Raw genomic sequence first — 15,371 nt, 5'->3', positions numbered from 1 at the left:
GTGGGCGCCCCGTGCCCACGCGTTACGTGCGCATGTTCGCGTACCCGGTGGGCACGGGGTCCGATCGCGGCCCGGCCCACCCTACGTTGAAAGCGCGGCCACCGCCATGTTTTGTTTAAAACGATCGAATAGATATGAACATGAAGCACCTCGCCTCCCTCGCCGCCCTGACCCTGGCCTTGTTCAGTGCGCCGGCGTCCGCCCACCTCTTCCACGTCGGGATCACCGACATCTCGTTCAACGCCCGCACCGGCAATACCGAGATCGTCCACACCTACATGGCGCACGATGTCGAGGCCTTGCTGGCGAACCTGTACGGGCGCCAGTTCGACCTGACCGACCCGGACGACCAGGAGGTGCTGCGCAAGTATGTGGAAGGCCGCTTCTGGATCGCGGGCCAGGACAAGGCGCGCCTGAACCTGCGCTGGGTCGGCATGACGGCCGACGCCGAGCGGGTCACCGTGTTCCAGGAAATCGAACAGACCCCGCTGTGGAAGGCCGGCGCCATCCACGACAACGTGCTGGTCGATTTTATCCCCGGGCAGGTCAATACCGTCAACCTGAACGAAGGCAATGCCGTGCGCACGCTGACGTTCGATCAAAATAACCAGGAACAGCCGGCGCGCTGACGATGACCATGATATCGATTCGTCCCATTCCCTGCGCCCTGGCCGCGCTGTTTGCCGCCTCCCCGGTCCTGGCCGACGACCTGGTACTCCAGCGCGTGCTGGTCGAAGGCTCGCGCCTGAGTCAACTCGGCATCGCCGATTCGGCCAACGCCGGCAGCGTGGGTCAGAAGGAACTGGCGGCACGCACCACGTATCGTCCGGGCGAGATGCTGGAAGCGATGCCGGGCCTGATCGTCAGCCAGCACAGCGGCGAGGGCAAGGCCAACCAGTTCTACCTGCGCGGCTTCAATCTCGACCACGGCACCGACCTGGCCACCTGGGTCGACGGCATGCCGGTCAACCAGCGCAGCCATGCCCACGGCCAGGGCTGGACCGACGTGAACTTCCTGATCCCGGAACTGGTCGGCCGCCTCGACTACCGCAAGGGCCCGTATTCGGCGCGCGACGCCGACTTCGCCTCGGCCGGCAGCGCCGAGATCAGCTACGCGAACCGCCTGACGAAGGACATCGCCAGCGTCACCCTCGGCCAGGACGGTTTTGCGCGCGCGATGCTGGCCGGTTCGCCCGAGCTGCTGGGCGGCACCCTGCTCTATGCGCTGGAGGCGCTGGAGAACGAAGGTCCGTGGACGCGCCCCGACGACTACCGCAAGCGCAACGGCATGCTGCGCTACAGCCGCGGCTATGCCAACAACGGCTGGAGCGTCACCGCCATGGCCTACCGCGGCAAATGGAATGCGACCGACCAGATCCCGCTGCGCGCCGTCGAGGATGGGACGCTCGGGCGCTTCGACGCGGTCGACGGCACCGATGGCGGCAATGCGCGCCGCTACAGCCTGTCGGGCATCTGGCGCCGGACGGGAATGGAGTCCGCCTCCAAGCTGAGCGCCTACGTGATCCGCAACCAGCTCGACCTGTACTCGAATTTCACTTACTTCATGAACGACCCGGTCAACGGCGACCAGTTCGCCCAGCCGGACCGGCGCGTCACGGGCGGGTTGGACGCCACCCATACCTGGCACGTGCACCGCGGTGACAGCATGGCGTCCGACCTGACCGTCGGCGCGCGCCTCCAGAACGACAACATCTTCAACGGCCTGTACGCCACCCGGGCGCGCCAGAAGATCGCGACAACGCGCGAAGACCATATCGTCGAGACCAGCGGCGGCATGTTCATCGAAAGTGCCACGCGCTGGAACGAGGCCTTGCGCACGGTGCTTGGGGTGCGCGCGGACCACTACCGCTTCGACGTGGCGAGCGACCTCGCCGCCAATTCCGGCCGCGCGAACGACACGCAAGTGAGCCCGTCGTTCGGCCTGGTCCTCGCACCCTTCGCCTCGACCGAGTTCTACCTGAACTATGGCCATGGCTTCCACAGCAACGACGCGCGCGGCACGGTCGCGGCCTTCGATCCGAAGACGCTCGAGGCGATGGAACGCGCACCGGGCCTGGTGCGCTCGCGCGGCATGGAGCTGGGCCTGCGCAGCGAGGCGATCCCGAAGATGCAGACCGCCGTCTCGCTGTACCGGCTCGACTTCGACTCCGAGCTGACCTATATCGGCGACGCCGGCATGACCGAAGCGGGCGACGCCAGCCGCCGCGTCGGCATCGAGTTCTCGAACTACTGGCGGCCCCTGAAATGGCTGTCGGTGGACTTCGATGCTGCGTTTGCGCGGGCGCGTTCAAACAACGGGGACAGGATTCCGGGTGCAGTCGAAGGCGTCGGTCAGCTCGCGCTGACGGTCGACAAACTGGGACCGTGGTCGGGCGCACTGCGCATGCGCTACTTCGGTCCGCGTCCGCTCATCGAGGACAACAGCGTGCGTTCGCAGGCCAGCACCACGCTCAACGGGCGCGTCGGCTACAAGATCAACAAGGGCTTGCAGCTCGAGCTGGAAGCCTTCAACCTCACCAAGCGCCGCGATTCGGCCATCGATTACTACTATGCGTCGCAGCTGGCGGGGGAGTTGTCGCCACGCGACGATATCCACTTCCATCCGATCGAACCGCGCTCGCTGCGTGTGACGCTGACCAAGACCTGGTGAGCCGGGGGGGCGGTCCTCCACCGACCTCCGTCAAAAATGCTACGCTACCGGGCATGAACCTATCTGACCTGCCCTACAGCGATCCTTCCCGCCTGGCCGAGGCTCTCGTCGGCGATGGCTATGCCCTGCTGCGTCCCCAGGACGTCGCGCGCCTTGCCGGCTGCACGCTGGCCGAACTCGACGCGCTGGCGCCGAGCTGGGACCACCTGGAACTGGACAACTACCTCAAGGACGGCGGCCGCTATCGGCGCCGCCGCCATTCCTGCTTCGTCGACGACGGCAAGGCGCTGGTGCTGACGCCGCACCGCGCGCACTGGCAGCCGGTCGAATACAACGCCCTGCACGGCGGCATGCACCGCCTGTTCGAACCAATGGACCCGGCCACCGTCGCGCAGCCGGCCTGGCAGCAGCTCGTGCGTTCGCTCGGCGCGGTCTGTTCGCAAGTGAAGGCCGCGCAGCCCTGGTATGTGGAAGCGCACCAGTTCCGCATCGATACCGCAGACGGCATCGGCCGCCCGACGCCCGAAGGCGCGCACCGCGACGGCGTCGATTTCGTCGCCGTGATTTTGGTCAAGCGCACCGGCATCAAGGGTGGCGAGACGCGCGTCTTCGACGCCCATGGGCCGCGCGGCCAACGCTTCACGATGACGGAACCGTGGACCCTGCTGCTGCTCGACGATGCGGCCGTGATCCACGAGTCGACGCCGATCCAGCCGCTGGGCGAGCATGGGTACCGGGATACGCTGGTGCTGACCTGGCGCGCGGGGGCCTTCCAGGGCGAGGATGTTTGATGGCTCGAAACGCACGACCTCTGTCTGAAACGTTCGCTCTACCGTAGAGTGGGCGCCCCGCGCCCACGCGATACGTGCGTATCGTTTTGACGTGGGCCGTGACTGGTCGCTCGTAAAATTGGAGCGTAGCCTCGCCGGTGCTGACCGCGGATACGTGCGTAACGCGTGGGCACCCTACGGTACGCATAGGGTAGGTGCAGGCTTGCAGTCAACGGCCTGCCGAGCGAAAGCCGGCCAAAAAAAACGCCCGCGTACCTGACGGTAGCGGGCGGCAATCCAGAATTTCGGAGAAACCTGGAGGAGACAGTTCCAATATAGCGCGATTTATTGTGCGTCGCAATACAGTAAAACTACCGCATTGATGGGACTACTTCCTCTGTGTGCGTAAGACTTTTCTGACGATCCGCAGAAGCGCCACAGCTTTATGACGCACCGCACCATGGGCGTGCATGGGGCGCCCTGGCCGCACCAGCGTGGTGCAATCAATCCTTCCGTTCGCGCTGTTGCGCCCTCCGCCCGGTGCCTGGCGGTGCACACTCCCTGCCCGCGCTTGCCGGCGCATCGGCCGCACGCCCCGCCTCGCGGGCACTCGCCGCCTGCATCGCACGCAGCGAGGGCGTGTCGGTATGCGAGGGTACCCGTGTATTTGGCGCCACAGTGCCCAGTTGGGGTTCCGGCCTGGTGCTGGCGCGGGCCGGCAAGGCGCCCAATGCCGGCGGCAGCTCCGCGCCGGCGGCGCAGTCGCGCTGCAGCGAGGGGATGGCCGGCCCGGCTTCCTGCGCAAGCGCGCAGGCCGGCAGCGCGGCAGCCAGCGCCGCCAACAGTACAGGCTTGTTCATCGTTTGCCTCCTTCGCCAGGTCCATTCTAGCCACACCCGCGATGACGTGGCGCCGCGACGCCACTATTGAATTCCCATCAACTTTTCGGGCGGTTTGATAAACTGCTTCATTGCCGCCCACGTCGCGCCACCTTACGTCACCGCTTGCTCACCGAACGGAATAACGCCCATGGCCCCAATCACACCACGCATCGCTTTGGTCGGCTCGGCCGCCCTGCTCGCCCTCACCCTGGCCGGCTGCGGCAAGGGCGAGGACAAGAAGAAGGACGCACCGGCCACGCCGGCCCTGACCGTCACCACGGGGCGCCCGTCCACGGCCAGCCTGCCGCTCAAGCTCGGCGCCAACGGCAATGTCGCGGCCTGGCAGGAAGCGGTCATCGGCAGCGAGTCGGGCGGGCTGCGCCTGCTGGAAGTGCGCGTGAACGTGGGCGACGTCGTCAAGAAGGGAGAGATCCTGGCCGTGTTCTCGGCCGATACGGTCAATGCCGATGTCGAGCAGGCGCGCGCCGCGCTGCAGGAAGCGCAGGCGAATGCGGCCGAGGCGGCGGCGAATGCGCGCCGCGGCCAGTCCCTCAAAAGTTCCGGCGCGATGAGCGAGCAGCAGGTCACGCAATACCTGACCGCTGCGCGCACGGCCACGGCGCGCGTCGCGGCGGCCAGGGCCACGCTCACCCAGCAGCAGCTGCGCCTGAAATACACGCAGGTGCTGGCGCCCGACAGCGGCGTCATCTCGGCGCGCAGCGCCACCGTCGGCGCCGTGGTCGGCGTCGGCACGGAACTCTTCCGCCTGATCCGCCAGGGCCGCCTCGAGTGGCGCGCCGAGCTGCCGGCGTCCGATATCGGCCGCGTCAAGCCGGGCGCCCGCGTGCGCGTCAAAGGGGCGAACGGCAGCGAGGTCGTGGGCAAGGTGCGCACCATCGCGCCGACGGTCGATGCGCAAACGCGCACCACGCTGGTCTACGTCGACTTGCCGCCGGCCTTGTCGTCGAACGCGCCGCTCAAGGCCGGGATGTTCGCCGGCGGCGAATTCGAACTCGGCGCCTCGAATGCGCTCACCGTCCCGCAGCAGGCGATCGCCGTGCGCGACGGCTTCAGCTACGTGTTCCGGCTCAATCCCGACAGCCGCGTCAGCCAGGTGAAGATCAGCACCGGACGCCGCCTGGGCGAACGGATCGAAGTCGTCGCCGGCCTGGCGCCGGAAGCGCAGATCGTCGTCAACGGCGCCGGTTTCCTGAACGACGGCGACCTCGTGCGCAACGTTCCGGCACAGGCGCCGCCGGCGGCCGCGCCGGCCAAAGTCGCGGCGCGTTGAGGACGTCATCATGAATTTTTCCGCCCTGTCGATTCGCAATCCGATCCCCGCGATCCTGCTGTTCGCCCTGCTGACGCTGGCGGGCCTGCTCGCCTTCAAGGTCAATAAAGTCCAGTTCTTCCCCGATATCGAGCTGCCGATCGTGACCGTCACCGCCACGCTCGACGGCGCCGCGCCGGCCCAGCTGGAAACCGAGGTCGCACGCAAGATCGAGGATTCGGTCGCCACGCTGCAGGGCGTCAAAAACATCTATACCAAGGTGCTCGACGGCGTGGCGACCGTCACCGTCGAATTCATCCTCGACAAGAACCTGTCGGACGCGGAGAACGACGTGCGCGGCGCCGTCTCCCAGGTGCGCGCCGACTTGCCGGGCGAGATGCGCGAGCCGAGCGTGACCAAGGCCGCCACCGCCGGGCGCTCCATCCTCACCTTCACGGCCTCCGCAAAGCCGGGCGCCGCCGGCCTCGACGACCAGGAACTGTCCTGGTTCGTCGACAATGCGGCCTCCAGGCGCCTGCTCAGCGTGCCGGGACTGGGCGCGATCAAGCGCGTGGGCGGCGTCGACCGCGAAGTGCGGGTCGAACTGAACGATGCGCGCATGGCAGCGTTGCGGGTATCGGCGCTGGACGTATCGCGCCAGCTGCGCAACGTGCAGCGCGAGGCCCCCGGAGGACGCGGCGACGTCAGCGGCGCCGAGCAGTCGGTGCGCACGCTGGCCACCGTCGCCAGCGCCCAGGAGCTGGCGCGCATGGACATTCCGCTGCCGGACGGGCGCCGCGTGCGGTTGGACGAAGTCGCGACCGTGATCGATACGGTTTCCGAGCCGCGCTCGCTGGCCGAGCAGGACGGACGCAAGGTGGTCGGCTTCGAAGTGTTCCGCACGCGAGGCGCCAGCGAAACCGAAGTGGCGAACGGCGCGCGCGCCGCCGTGGCCGAACTGCAGAAGGCGCATCCGAACGTGGTGCTGAAAGAAGTTGTCGACAACGCCGAGCCGGTGCAGGAAAACTTCGACGCCTCGATGGAGATGCTCTACGAAGGCGCGATACTGGCCGTGCTGGTGGTCTGGTGGTTCCTGCGCGACTGGCGCGCCACCATTGTCGCCGCGGCTGCCCTGCCGATGTCGGTGATTCCCGCCTTCCTCGGCCAGTACCTGTTCGGCTACACGCTGAACATGGTGACCCTGCTGTCGCTGGCACTCGTCGTCGGCGTGCTGGTGGACGACGCCATCGTCGAGATCGAGAACATCGCGCGCCACCTGCACATGGGGAAAAGCCCGATGCAGGCGGCCCTGGAGGCGGCCGACGAAATCGGCATGGCGGTGATCGCGACCACCTTCTCGCTGGTGGCGGTATTCCTGCCGACGGCCTTCATGGGCGGCATTCCGGGGCGCTTCTTCAAGCAGTTCGGCTGGACCGCGGTGCTGGCCATCCTCGCCTCGCTGGTGGTGGCGCGCCTGCTGACGCCGATGATGGCGGCCTACATCATGAAACCGGCCAGGCCCCAGGTCGAACAGGATGGCGCGATCATGCGGCGCTACATGACGACGATGCAGTGGTGCCTGCGCCACCGCCGCATCACCGCGATCGCCTCGATGCTGTTCTTCGCTGCCTCGATTGCGCTGGTGCCGCTGCTGCCGACCGGTTTCATACCGGCGGCCGACCGCGGGCAGACCATCATCAATGTCGAACTGCCGCCCGGCTCGAGGCTGAACCAGACCCAGGCCGTGGCCGAACAGGCGCGCCTGGCGGCGATGCGCGTACCCGGCGTGAAAAGCGTGTTCAGCTCGATCGGCGGGGGTTCGAGCGGCGACGCCTTTGCGCCGGGCGCCTCGGCCGAAGCGCGGCGCGCGGTGCTGACGGTGACGACCTCGCACCGCAGCGACCGGGCCGAAAAGCTGTCCGACCTCGAGCGCCAGATCCGGACGGAGTTGTCCGCTATTCCGGGCGCGCGCTTCCTGGTCGGCCAGGCCGACACGGGCGGCAAGCTGCAGCTGGTCCTGCGCAGCGAAGACCCGCTGGCGCTGGCCGCCGCGGCCCGGCGCGCCGAGCGCGAACTGCGCGGCTTGCACGGCATCGGCAACGTCAGCTCGAGCGCGTCGCTGGTACGTCCCGAAATCATCGTGCGGCCAGACTTCGCACGCGCGGCGGATCTCGGCGTGACGGCCGCCGCCATCGGCGAAACGGTGCGCGTGGCCACCGCCGGCGACTACGAACAGGCGCTGGCGAAGATGAACCTGTCGGATCGCCAGGTGCCGATCCGGGTAAAGCTGCCGGACACCGTGCGCGCCGACCTGGACGCGATCGGACGCCTGACGGTGCCGGGTACGAGGGGCCCGGTGCTGCTCTCGACGGTGGCCGACATCACGATGGAAAGCGGCCCGGCGCAAATCGACCGCCTGAACCGCAGCCGGAATGTCAGGCTCGACGTCGAGCTGGGCGGACGTTCGCTCGGCGAAGTGAACAAGGAAGCGCGGGCCCTGCCCGCCTTCACGGCGCTGCCGGCTTCGGTGCAGATCGCGGAACTGGGTGACGCCCAGGAGATGCAGGCGCTGTTCGCCAGCTACGGCGTGGCGATGTCGATCGGCGTGCTGTGCATCTACGGCGTGCTGGTGCTGCTGTTCCACGACTTCATGCAGCCGGTCACGATTCTCGCGGCGCTGCCGCTGTCGATCGGCGGCGCCTTCATCGCCCTGCTCATCACGGGCAGCGCGCTGTCGATGCCGTCCATGATCGGCCTGATCATGCTGATGGGGATCGTGACCAAGAACTCGATCCTGCTGGTGGATTACGCAATCCTCGCGCGCGCAGCCGGCATGAACCGTTTCGAGGCCCTGGTCGACGCCTGCCACAAGCGCAGCCGGCCGATCATCATGACCACGATCGCAATGGGCGCCGGCATGATGCCGCTGGCGCTGGGGTTGTCGGGCGACCCGAGCTTCAGGTCGCCGATGGCGATTTCGGTGATCGGGGGCTTGATTACCTCGACCTTGCTCAGCTTGCTGGTGGTGCCGGCGGTGTTTACGTATGTGGATGATTTCAAGGGGCTGCTCAATCGCGGCGTGCACAGGATGCGGCGGCATCCGAAGGAGCCGGTTCGCGAGACCGAGCCGTCAGCGATGAAATGAAGGGCCGGCGTGATCGATCGTTGCCTGATGTGCCACATCGCTCATGTTGAACGCGCGGGCATGCCCGCCCTGGGTTACGCGGCGGCAGTGGCGCATCGTAGGATGGGCATGCCCATGCGTTACGGCGCATCCACATCGTTATCACCCGCTCCAACCACCAGACCAAACAACAACGCCGGCATTTGCCGGCGTCTTCGTTTCTATCTGCCGATGCTTAACGTATCAGCGCGATCAAGATAATGATCGGAATCGGAATGCCGATGAGCCACAAAAGAATCGAACGCATGAGGTTCTCCTTGAATTAACGATGGGTCACGCCGGCAACGCCGTCGCGCAGTTTGCCGCCGAGGGTGGCGCACCAGCTGGCGACGAAGGCGCCGATCAGCAGGGCGACCGTCAGCCAGAGTGCCGTGGCGGCAGCGGCCTTGCGGGCGGTGTCGGCGGCTTCCTTGGCGGTGGCCTTGGCTTTTGCTGCTGCGGCAGCGCCGCGGGCATACACGTCGTCGACGCGCTTTTCGGCGGCGGCCTGGTCGAGACCGGTACGGGCTGCGACGCGGCTGGCGAGATAGGCGCGGTCGTCGGCGGCGAGGCTGCCGTTCTTGACGCTGTTGGCGAGGATGCGCATGGTTTCCTGGCGCAGGTCGCCGCTGCCGCCGGCCGCATCAGGCTTGTCGGTGCGCAGCATCATGTCCGAGAAATAGTCGAGCGGATTGCCGCCGGCGCTGTCGCCCCCATCTTTCGCTGCCGCAGCCGTTGCCGCAGCGCCGCTGGCCATTGTCGCCTTCGCCACGCCGGCGCCGGCGTCGACTGCCGCGCCGGTCATCTTGCTGATCACGCCCGAGAACAGGGCGGCGGCGAGCATCGTCGACACGGCCCAGGTCAGCAGGCCATGCGCGGTATCGCGGAAATAGACTTCATCGGTATGCACGCTTGCCCACTTGGTGCGCAGGCGGCCGGCCATGTAGCCGCCGATGGCCGACGCGGCCAGTTGGGTCAGCGTGAGCCAGAGGATTGCGCCGATGCCGAAGGCAACGCCGCTGTTGTCGGACCAGGGGGAAGCGGCGGAAAGGCCGAGTCCGGAACCGAGCAGGTACAGCACAAGCGAGAGTGCCGTGGCTGCTGCTGCGCCGGCGAGGATTGCGCCCCAGGAAACGCCTGAGCGCGAAGTTTCGACCGCCTCGCCCTGCGTAGAGGCGAGCGTCGTCGTACTCGTTGATTGAGCTTGCATGATAGTCCCTCGGATTTTTGTTATTCGTGGAACCGGGCACCCGGCCGAGCGTCATGTCGGCCGGGATGCGTCCGGTGGTGCGCTACCGATTAGTAGTCGCGGCGGCGGCTGCCGCCCAGCAGCTTGGCCAGGATGTAACCGGCGCCGAGGGCGATTGCCACGGCGGTACCCGGCTTGTTGCGCACGTATTCGCGACCCGAATCAGCCAGTTGCTGGTAGGTGTCGTTCATTTGTGCCGAACGGTTGCTGAACTGGGTCGATGCACCGCTGAGCAGGCCGCTCAGCTTGTCGACGCCGGCGTGGGCCGTGGAGACGACGCGCTCGACCACCGGCTGGGCTGCCTCGGCGGCCTTGTCGATCGTCTTGTGCATTTCTTCAGGTTTGATCGAGGCCATCATGCCCTCTTTCGACGACGAATCGCTGCCGCTGCTGGCGTTGGCGCCGGCCGAGCCGCCCTGCGCGCCCGACGACGAACCGCCGCTCGAACCCGACGAACCGGTAACGGACGAGCTGCCCAGGGCTCCGGTGCCCGACGACGAGCTGCCCATGGCGCCCGACGAACCGCTGCTGGACGAGCCCGACGGCGACGAACCGCTCGACGAGCCCGATGCCGACGAACCGGTCGACGACGAGCCGGACGAGCCGGACGAGCCGCTTGCGCCGCTCGACGAACCGCTCAGGCCACCGCTGCTGCCGGATGCACCAGAACCGCCGGTCGCGCCGGCATTGCCGGAACTGCTGGCGCCGCCCATGGCGCCGCTGCTCGAACCCGTTGCCGGGCTGGCGCTCGACGACGAGCCGCCGGACAGGCTGCCCGACGAGCCGGCGCTGGCCGACGAACCGCTGCTGCCCTTGCCCAGGCTGCTGGACTTGTCGTCCTTGCCCATGCTCGACTGGTCTTTGCCCATGCTGCTGCCGCTGGCTTGCTTGCTGGCATCAACGCCTTTTCCCTCGCTCGACTTCTGATTATCCATGACTTTTGTCCTTGTAAAATGTAGACCAACGCGGAGTAGACCGGTACCCGACCATCACCACATTCTTCCTCGATTCCGCTCGAAACAAAACGGAGGCGCGAAAATGAACTGCGCTACATCAATGGATCGTTTGGATCAATGCCCTTGGTCAGTGTTTTACATTGATGACCTCGGCCAAGCTCAAAAGTTCCCCTAATAAGCCACGTCACTTTCGCATCCTGTTTTGCAAGAGTACGCCACTGAGGCGCACCGCACGATTGCAGCTGTCGGGTTACCACGTCGCGATACAAAAAATATAACAAATGGGGTAGCCGGACCGTGCGTTGACTAACAAAGCTACCGGATCGTTGGCGTTCGAAGGAAAATAGATGCGAAAGACGGCAAATTGACCGGCGTTTCGATGAATAGAGGAAATTAAAGCGGCTGAAAGGAAAGAGAAATCAAAGAACGGCCGCGGAAAAAGAAAAAGCCCAGCAGAAGCCGGGCTTTTTCTTTGAATCTCTGGTGCCGCTGGCCGGAATCGAACTGGCGACCTTCGCATTACGAATGCGCTGCTCTACCAACTGAGCTACAGCGGCTCTAAGCGGGTCAAACCCGACGAAGAGCCGTATTCTAGCAAACAACCTGCCAAACTTGCTAGTCCGACTCTGCAATTTCTCGCCGCATTTGCTCGAAACCTTATTATTCCGCGTGGTAGCGGGTCACGATCTCGACTTCTTCCTTCGATCCGAGGAAGACCGGCACGCGCTGGTGCAGCTTGTGCGGCTGGATGTCCATGATGCGCCCGGTGCCGTCGGTGGCCGCGCCGCCGGCCTGCTCGACGATCATCGCCATCGGGTTCGCTTCGTACATCAGGCGCAGCTTGCCCGGCTGCGACGGATCGCGCATGTCGGCGGGGTACATGAAGACGCCGCCGCGGTTCAGGATACGGTGCACGTCGGCCACCATCGAGGCGATCCAGCGCATGTTGAAATCCTTGCCGCGTGCACCGGTTTTACCGGCCAGCATTTCGTCGACATAGCGCTGGACCGGCGGCTGCCAGTGGCGTTTGTTCGACATGTTGATGGCGAACTCCTTGGTCGCCGCCGGAATCTGGATGTTGCTTTGCGTGAGCACCCAGGAGCCCTGCTCGCGGTCGAGCGTGAAGCAGTGCACGCCCTGGCCGGTGGTCAGCACCAGCATGGTCTGCGGGCCATATACCGCGTAGCCGGCGGCAACCTGCGCCGTGCCCGGCTGCAGGAAGGCCTGTTCGGTCGGCTCGCCCATGCCTTCCGGCGCTTTCAGCACCGAGAAGATGGTGCCGATCGACACATTGACGTCGATGTTCGACGAGCCGTCGAGCGGATCGAACAGCAGCATGTATTCACCCTTCGGATAGCGGTTCGGGATCGGGTGGATGCTTTCCATCTCTTCCGACGCCATCGCCGCCAGGTGGCCGCCCCACTCGTTCGCTTCCAGCAGGATCTCGTTCGAGATCACGTCGAGCTTTTTCTGCACTTCGCCCTGGATGTTCTCGGTGTCGGCGCTGCCGAGGATGTCGCCCAGTGCGCCCTTGCTGACTTCATAGCTGATGCGCTTGCAGGCGCGGGCCACGACCTCGATCAGGAGGCGCAGCTCGGCCGGGATGGAGTTGTGGAGGCGTTGCTGCTCCACCAGGTGTTGCGTGAGACTGACGCGTTTCATGAACTTCCTTCTTGGATTAAAGCTGTAATTAATTTGCCAGGGCCTTGCCCACGACTTCGCGGACATCGTTCGACAAGCGTTGCTGTCCGGCGACCTGCTGCAGCGCCTTCTTCATGTGTTCCTGCAGCTCCGGGGTGTAACGGCGCCAGCGGTCCATGGCGCGGGCCAGGCGGCTCGCCACCTGCGGGTTCAGGCCGTCGAGCGTGATGACCTGCTCGGCCCAGAAGGCGTAGCCGCTGCCGTCCGGTGCGTGGAACTGGACCGGATTGCCGGCGCAGAAGGTGGAAATCAGGCTGCGCGCGCGGTTCGGGTTGCGCAGGTTGAAGGCCGGATGGCGCATCAGTGTGCGCACCGCCGCCACGTCGGTGATCGCGCTCGATGCCTGCATGGCGAACCATTTGTCGACGACCAGCGCTTCGCCCTCGAATTCGTCGTAGAAACGCTGCAGTGCCGCGTCCGCGCCGGGCGCCCGTGCATGGATCAGCGCGCTCAGCGCCGCGACGCGGTCGGTCATGTTGCCGGCCTCGTCGAACTGGCGTTGGGCCAGCGCCAGGCCCGCTTCGTCCTGGGCTGCGGTCAAATACGCCAGGCACAGGTTTTTCAGGGCACGCTTGCCGGCGGACAGCGCGTCCGGGCTGTACTCGCCCGGGGTCTGGTTCGCCTCGTATTGCGCCAGCAATTCCGTGCGCAGGCGGGCGCCGATGTTGGCGCGCATGAACTGGCGCGCCAGGTGGATCGACATCGGATTGACGACCTCGATCTGCTCGGCCACCATGCCCTCGGACGGCAGCAGCAGTGCCTGCTCGCGGAAGGCGGGGTCGAGCGTCTCATCAGTGAGCATCTTGCCCAGCGCCAGCAGGAAGGTATCGTCCAGCATCAGGGGGGCGCCGACGCCGGCTTCGCCCGTCAGTTTCAGCAGGCGGCCCATGGCCAGGCGCTGGCCGGCTTCCCAGCGGTTGACGGCATCGCTGTCGTGGCTGAACAGGTGCAACAGGTCGGCGTCGCCGTAGTTATAGTCGAGATTGACCGGTGCGGAAAAATCGCGCAGGATCGATGGCGTCGGCTGTTCCGGCACCTTGTCGAAGACGAAGGTCTGTTCGGACTCGGTCAATTCCAGCACGGCGGTGGTGCCGGCGTCCTTGCCGTTGATGGTCAGCGGCATGTCGCGCCCGTCCGCACCCAGCAGGCCGACGGCAACCGGGATGTGGAAGGGGAACTTGCTGGCCTGGCCAGGCGATGCCGGGCAGGACTGGAACATCGTGATCGTGTAGGTCTTTTCGATCTCGTCGTAGCGGGTCTCGGCGCGCACGACCGGCGTGCCGGCCTGGCTGTACCAGCGCTCGAACCGGGTCAGATCGCGGTCATTCGCGTCAGCCATGGCGCGGCGGAAATCGTCGCAGGTGACGGCCTGGCCGTCATGGCGCTCGAAATACAGGTCCATGCCCTTCCGGAAACCTTCGCGGCCCAGCAGGGTCTGGTACATGCGCACGACTTCGGCGCCCTTTTCGTAGACGGTGACCGTATAAAAATTATTGATCTCGACAAAGGAGTCGGGACGCACCGGGTGCGCCATCGGGCCGGCGTCTTCCGGAAACTGCGCCTGGCGCAAGGTGCGCACCTGGTCGATGCGGCCGACGGCGCGCCCGCTCTCGGTACCGATCATGTCGGCCGAGAATTCCTGGTCGCGAAATACCGTTAAACCTTCCTTCAGCGACAGCTGGAACCAGTCGCGGCAGGTGACGCGGTTGCCGGTCCAGTTGTGGAAGTATTCGTGCCCGACGACCGCTTCGATGCCCTGGAAGTCGATGTCGGTGGCGACCCGCGGATTGGCCAGCACGAACTTCGTGTTGAAAATGTTCAGGCCCTTGTTTTCCATCGCGCCCATGTTGAAGTCGCCGACGGCGACGATCATGAAGCGGTCCAGGTCGAGTTCGAGGTCCCAGCGCTCTTCGTCCCAGCGGATGCTGTTTTTGAGCGACTGCATCGCGTAATCGGTCTTGTCGAGGTTGCTCTCTTCGACCCAGACCTGCAGCAGGGCATCGCGACCATCCTTCAAGCGGAACGTTTCTTCCTGGCAGACCAGGCGGGCGGCGACCAGCGCGAACAGATACGACGGTTTCTTGAACGGGTCTTCCCATTTGGCGTAGTGGCGGCCGTCGCCAAGATCGCCTTCTTCGACCAGGTTACCGTTCGACAGCAGCACCGGGTATTTGTCCTTGTCGGCGCGCAGCATGACCGTAAACACGGCCATCACGTCCGGGCGGTCCGGGAAATACGTGATTGCGCGGAAACCCTCGGCTTCGCATTGCGTGTAGAAACTGCCGTTCGAGGTGTACAGGCCGCTCAGCGTGGTGTTCTGTTCCGGCACGCAGATCGTCTCGATCTCGAGCGTGACTTCCTCGGGGGTATTCGGAATCGTCAGCAGGCTGCCCTCGACCCGGTAATCCTTGTTGCCCAGGGTCTTGCCGTTCATGCGCAGCGCCACCAGTTCCAGGTTTTCGCCGTAGAGCTCGATTTCGCGCTGGGCGCTGTCGGGGTTGCGCCGCATCGTCATCCGGTTGGCGACGATGGTACGCGCGGGGTCGAGGTCGAAACCGAGTTCGACGGTATCCACGAGATAGCTGGGCGGGGTGTAGTCTTTCCGGTAAATCGTCTGGGGCGTATCGGTGCGCATGGGATGTCCGAAGAATACAGTCGAAGAAGCTCTTATTTTACCAACAAGGTTTCATTGGGCACGCGCGATTTCGTG

Annotated in this window: 11 protein-coding genes and 1 tRNA gene; 6 read left to right on the top strand and 6 right to left on the bottom strand. The window is 65.5% G+C overall.

The window, feature by feature from the left end:
* The first annotated feature begins 140 nt into the window (after nt 1–140).
* The 3 genes from AC1MEM_RS07895 to AC1MEM_RS07885 are packed head-to-tail and all read left to right on the top strand — an operon-like array spanning nt 141 to nt 3,462.
* Nucleotides 141–629 (top strand): DUF6702 family protein, encoded by a 489-nt coding sequence (locus tag AC1MEM_RS07895; protein ID WP_499476453.1) that lies wholly within the window; start codon nt 141–143, stop codon nt 627–629.
* 8 nt (nt 630–637) lie between these two features.
* A complete protein-coding gene (locus AC1MEM_RS07890; protein ID WP_499476452.1) occupies nt 638–2,671 on the top strand; it encodes a TonB-dependent receptor in 2,034 nt (677 codons plus the stop codon).
* Nucleotides 2,672–2,724: 53 nt separating this feature from the next.
* Nucleotides 2,725–3,462 (top strand): 2OG-Fe dioxygenase family protein, encoded by a 738-nt coding sequence (locus tag AC1MEM_RS07885; protein WP_499476451.1) that lies wholly within the window; start codon nt 2,725–2,727, stop codon nt 3,460–3,462.
* Nucleotides 3,463–3,944: 482 nt separating this feature from the next.
* Here AC1MEM_RS07885 and AC1MEM_RS07880 read toward each other — a convergent pair whose 3' ends face one another.
* Complete coding sequence (locus AC1MEM_RS07880; RefSeq protein WP_499476450.1) at nt 3,945–4,301, bottom strand: hypothetical protein; 357 nt, start codon at nt 4,299–4,301, stop codon at nt 3,945–3,947.
* Between the two features lie 169 nt (nt 4,302–4,470).
* Between AC1MEM_RS07880 and AC1MEM_RS07875 the strand changes: the two genes are divergently transcribed.
* Together AC1MEM_RS07875 and AC1MEM_RS07870 are read left to right on the top strand one after the other, a co-directional pair.
* Nucleotides 4,471–5,613, top strand: coding sequence for an efflux RND transporter periplasmic adaptor subunit (locus AC1MEM_RS07875; protein WP_499476449.1), 1,143 nt, complete (start codon nt 4,471–4,473; stop codon nt 5,611–5,613).
* A gap of 10 nt (nt 5,614–5,623) precedes the next feature.
* Nucleotides 5,624–8,737: an efflux RND transporter permease subunit gene (locus AC1MEM_RS07870; protein ID WP_499476448.1), complete on the top strand. Its 3,114-nt coding sequence runs from the start codon at nt 5,624–5,626 to the stop codon at nt 8,735–8,737.
* Nucleotides 8,738–9,038: 301 nt separating this feature from the next.
* Here the strand turns inward: AC1MEM_RS07870 and AC1MEM_RS07865 are convergent, their stop codons facing one another.
* Both AC1MEM_RS07865 and AC1MEM_RS07860 read right to left on the bottom strand, forming a co-directional pair.
* Entirely contained in the window at nt 9,039–9,965 is a 927-nt protein-coding gene (locus AC1MEM_RS07865; protein WP_499476446.1) for a hypothetical protein, read from the bottom strand.
* A gap of 89 nt (nt 9,966–10,054) precedes the next feature.
* Nucleotides 10,055–10,363, bottom strand: a complete 309-nt coding sequence (locus AC1MEM_RS07860; RefSeq protein WP_499476445.1) for an ElaB/YgaM/YqjD family protein — start codon at nt 10,361–10,363, stop codon at nt 10,055–10,057.
* Between AC1MEM_RS07860 and AC1MEM_RS07855 the strand changes: the two genes are divergently transcribed.
* Nucleotides 10,362–10,931, top strand: a complete 570-nt coding sequence (locus AC1MEM_RS07855) for a hypothetical protein (RefSeq protein WP_499476444.1) — start codon at nt 10,362–10,364, stop codon at nt 10,929–10,931. The two genes, AC1MEM_RS07860 and AC1MEM_RS07855, sit on opposite strands and share 2 nt — an antisense overlap.
* Nucleotides 10,932–11,441: 510 nt before the next feature.
* Here the strand turns inward: AC1MEM_RS07855 and AC1MEM_RS07850 are convergent.
* From AC1MEM_RS07850 to pepN, 3 genes are all read right to left on the bottom strand, one after another.
* Nucleotides 11,442–11,517 (bottom strand) — tRNA-Thr (locus AC1MEM_RS07850).
* A 103-nt stretch (nt 11,518–11,620) separates the two neighbouring features.
* Nucleotides 11,621–12,622 carry a class 1 fructose-bisphosphatase gene (locus tag AC1MEM_RS07845; protein WP_499476443.1) on the bottom strand — a complete coding sequence of 334 codons (1,002 nt, stop codon included), beginning with the start codon at nt 12,620–12,622 and terminating at the stop codon, nt 11,621–11,623.
* A 28-nt stretch (nt 12,623–12,650) separates the two neighbouring features.
* Nucleotides 12,651–15,296 (bottom strand): aminopeptidase N, encoded by a 2,646-nt coding sequence (pepN, locus tag AC1MEM_RS07840; RefSeq protein ID WP_499476442.1) that lies wholly within the window; start codon nt 15,294–15,296, stop codon nt 12,651–12,653.
* Nucleotides 15,297–15,371: the final 75 nt, after the last annotated feature.

The organism is Telluria sp. AIW5 (assembly GCF_056680575.1).
The sequence above is the reverse complement of the archived record's forward strand: the minus strand, read 5'-3'. Positions and strand labels throughout refer to the sequence as shown.

What these genes read in the sequence shown, in the direction of transcription:
- AC1MEM_RS07865 (WP_499476446.1), bottom strand. Translation starts at nt 9,965, where the DNA reads ATGCAAGCTCAATCAACGAGTACGACGACGCTCGCCTCTACGCAGGGC.
- pepN (WP_499476442.1), bottom strand. Translation starts at nt 15,296, where the DNA reads ATGCGCACCGATACGCCCCAGACGATTTACCGGAAAGACTACACCCCG.
- AC1MEM_RS07860 (WP_499476445.1), bottom strand. Translation starts at nt 10,363, where the DNA reads ATGATGGCCTCGATCAAACCTGAAGAAATGCACAAGACGATCGACAAG.
- AC1MEM_RS07870 (WP_499476448.1), top strand. Translation starts at nt 5,624, where the DNA reads ATGAATTTTTCCGCCCTGTCGATTCGCAATCCGATCCCCGCGATCCTG.
- AC1MEM_RS07890 (WP_499476452.1), top strand. Translation starts at nt 638, where the DNA reads ATGATATCGATTCGTCCCATTCCCTGCGCCCTGGCCGCGCTGTTTGCC.
- AC1MEM_RS07875 (WP_499476449.1), top strand. Translation starts at nt 4,471, where the DNA reads ATGGCCCCAATCACACCACGCATCGCTTTGGTCGGCTCGGCCGCCCTG.
- AC1MEM_RS07855 (WP_499476444.1), top strand. Translation starts at nt 10,362, where the DNA reads ATGCCCTCTTTCGACGACGAATCGCTGCCGCTGCTGGCGTTGGCGCCG.
- AC1MEM_RS07885 (WP_499476451.1), top strand. Translation starts at nt 2,725, where the DNA reads ATGAACCTATCTGACCTGCCCTACAGCGATCCTTCCCGCCTGGCCGAG.
- AC1MEM_RS07880 (WP_499476450.1), bottom strand. Translation starts at nt 4,301, where the DNA reads ATGAACAAGCCTGTACTGTTGGCGGCGCTGGCTGCCGCGCTGCCGGCC.
- AC1MEM_RS07845 (WP_499476443.1), bottom strand. Translation starts at nt 12,622, where the DNA reads ATGAAACGCGTCAGTCTCACGCAACACCTGGTGGAGCAGCAACGCCTC.
- AC1MEM_RS07895 (WP_499476453.1), top strand. Translation starts at nt 141, where the DNA reads ATGAAGCACCTCGCCTCCCTCGCCGCCCTGACCCTGGCCTTGTTCAGT.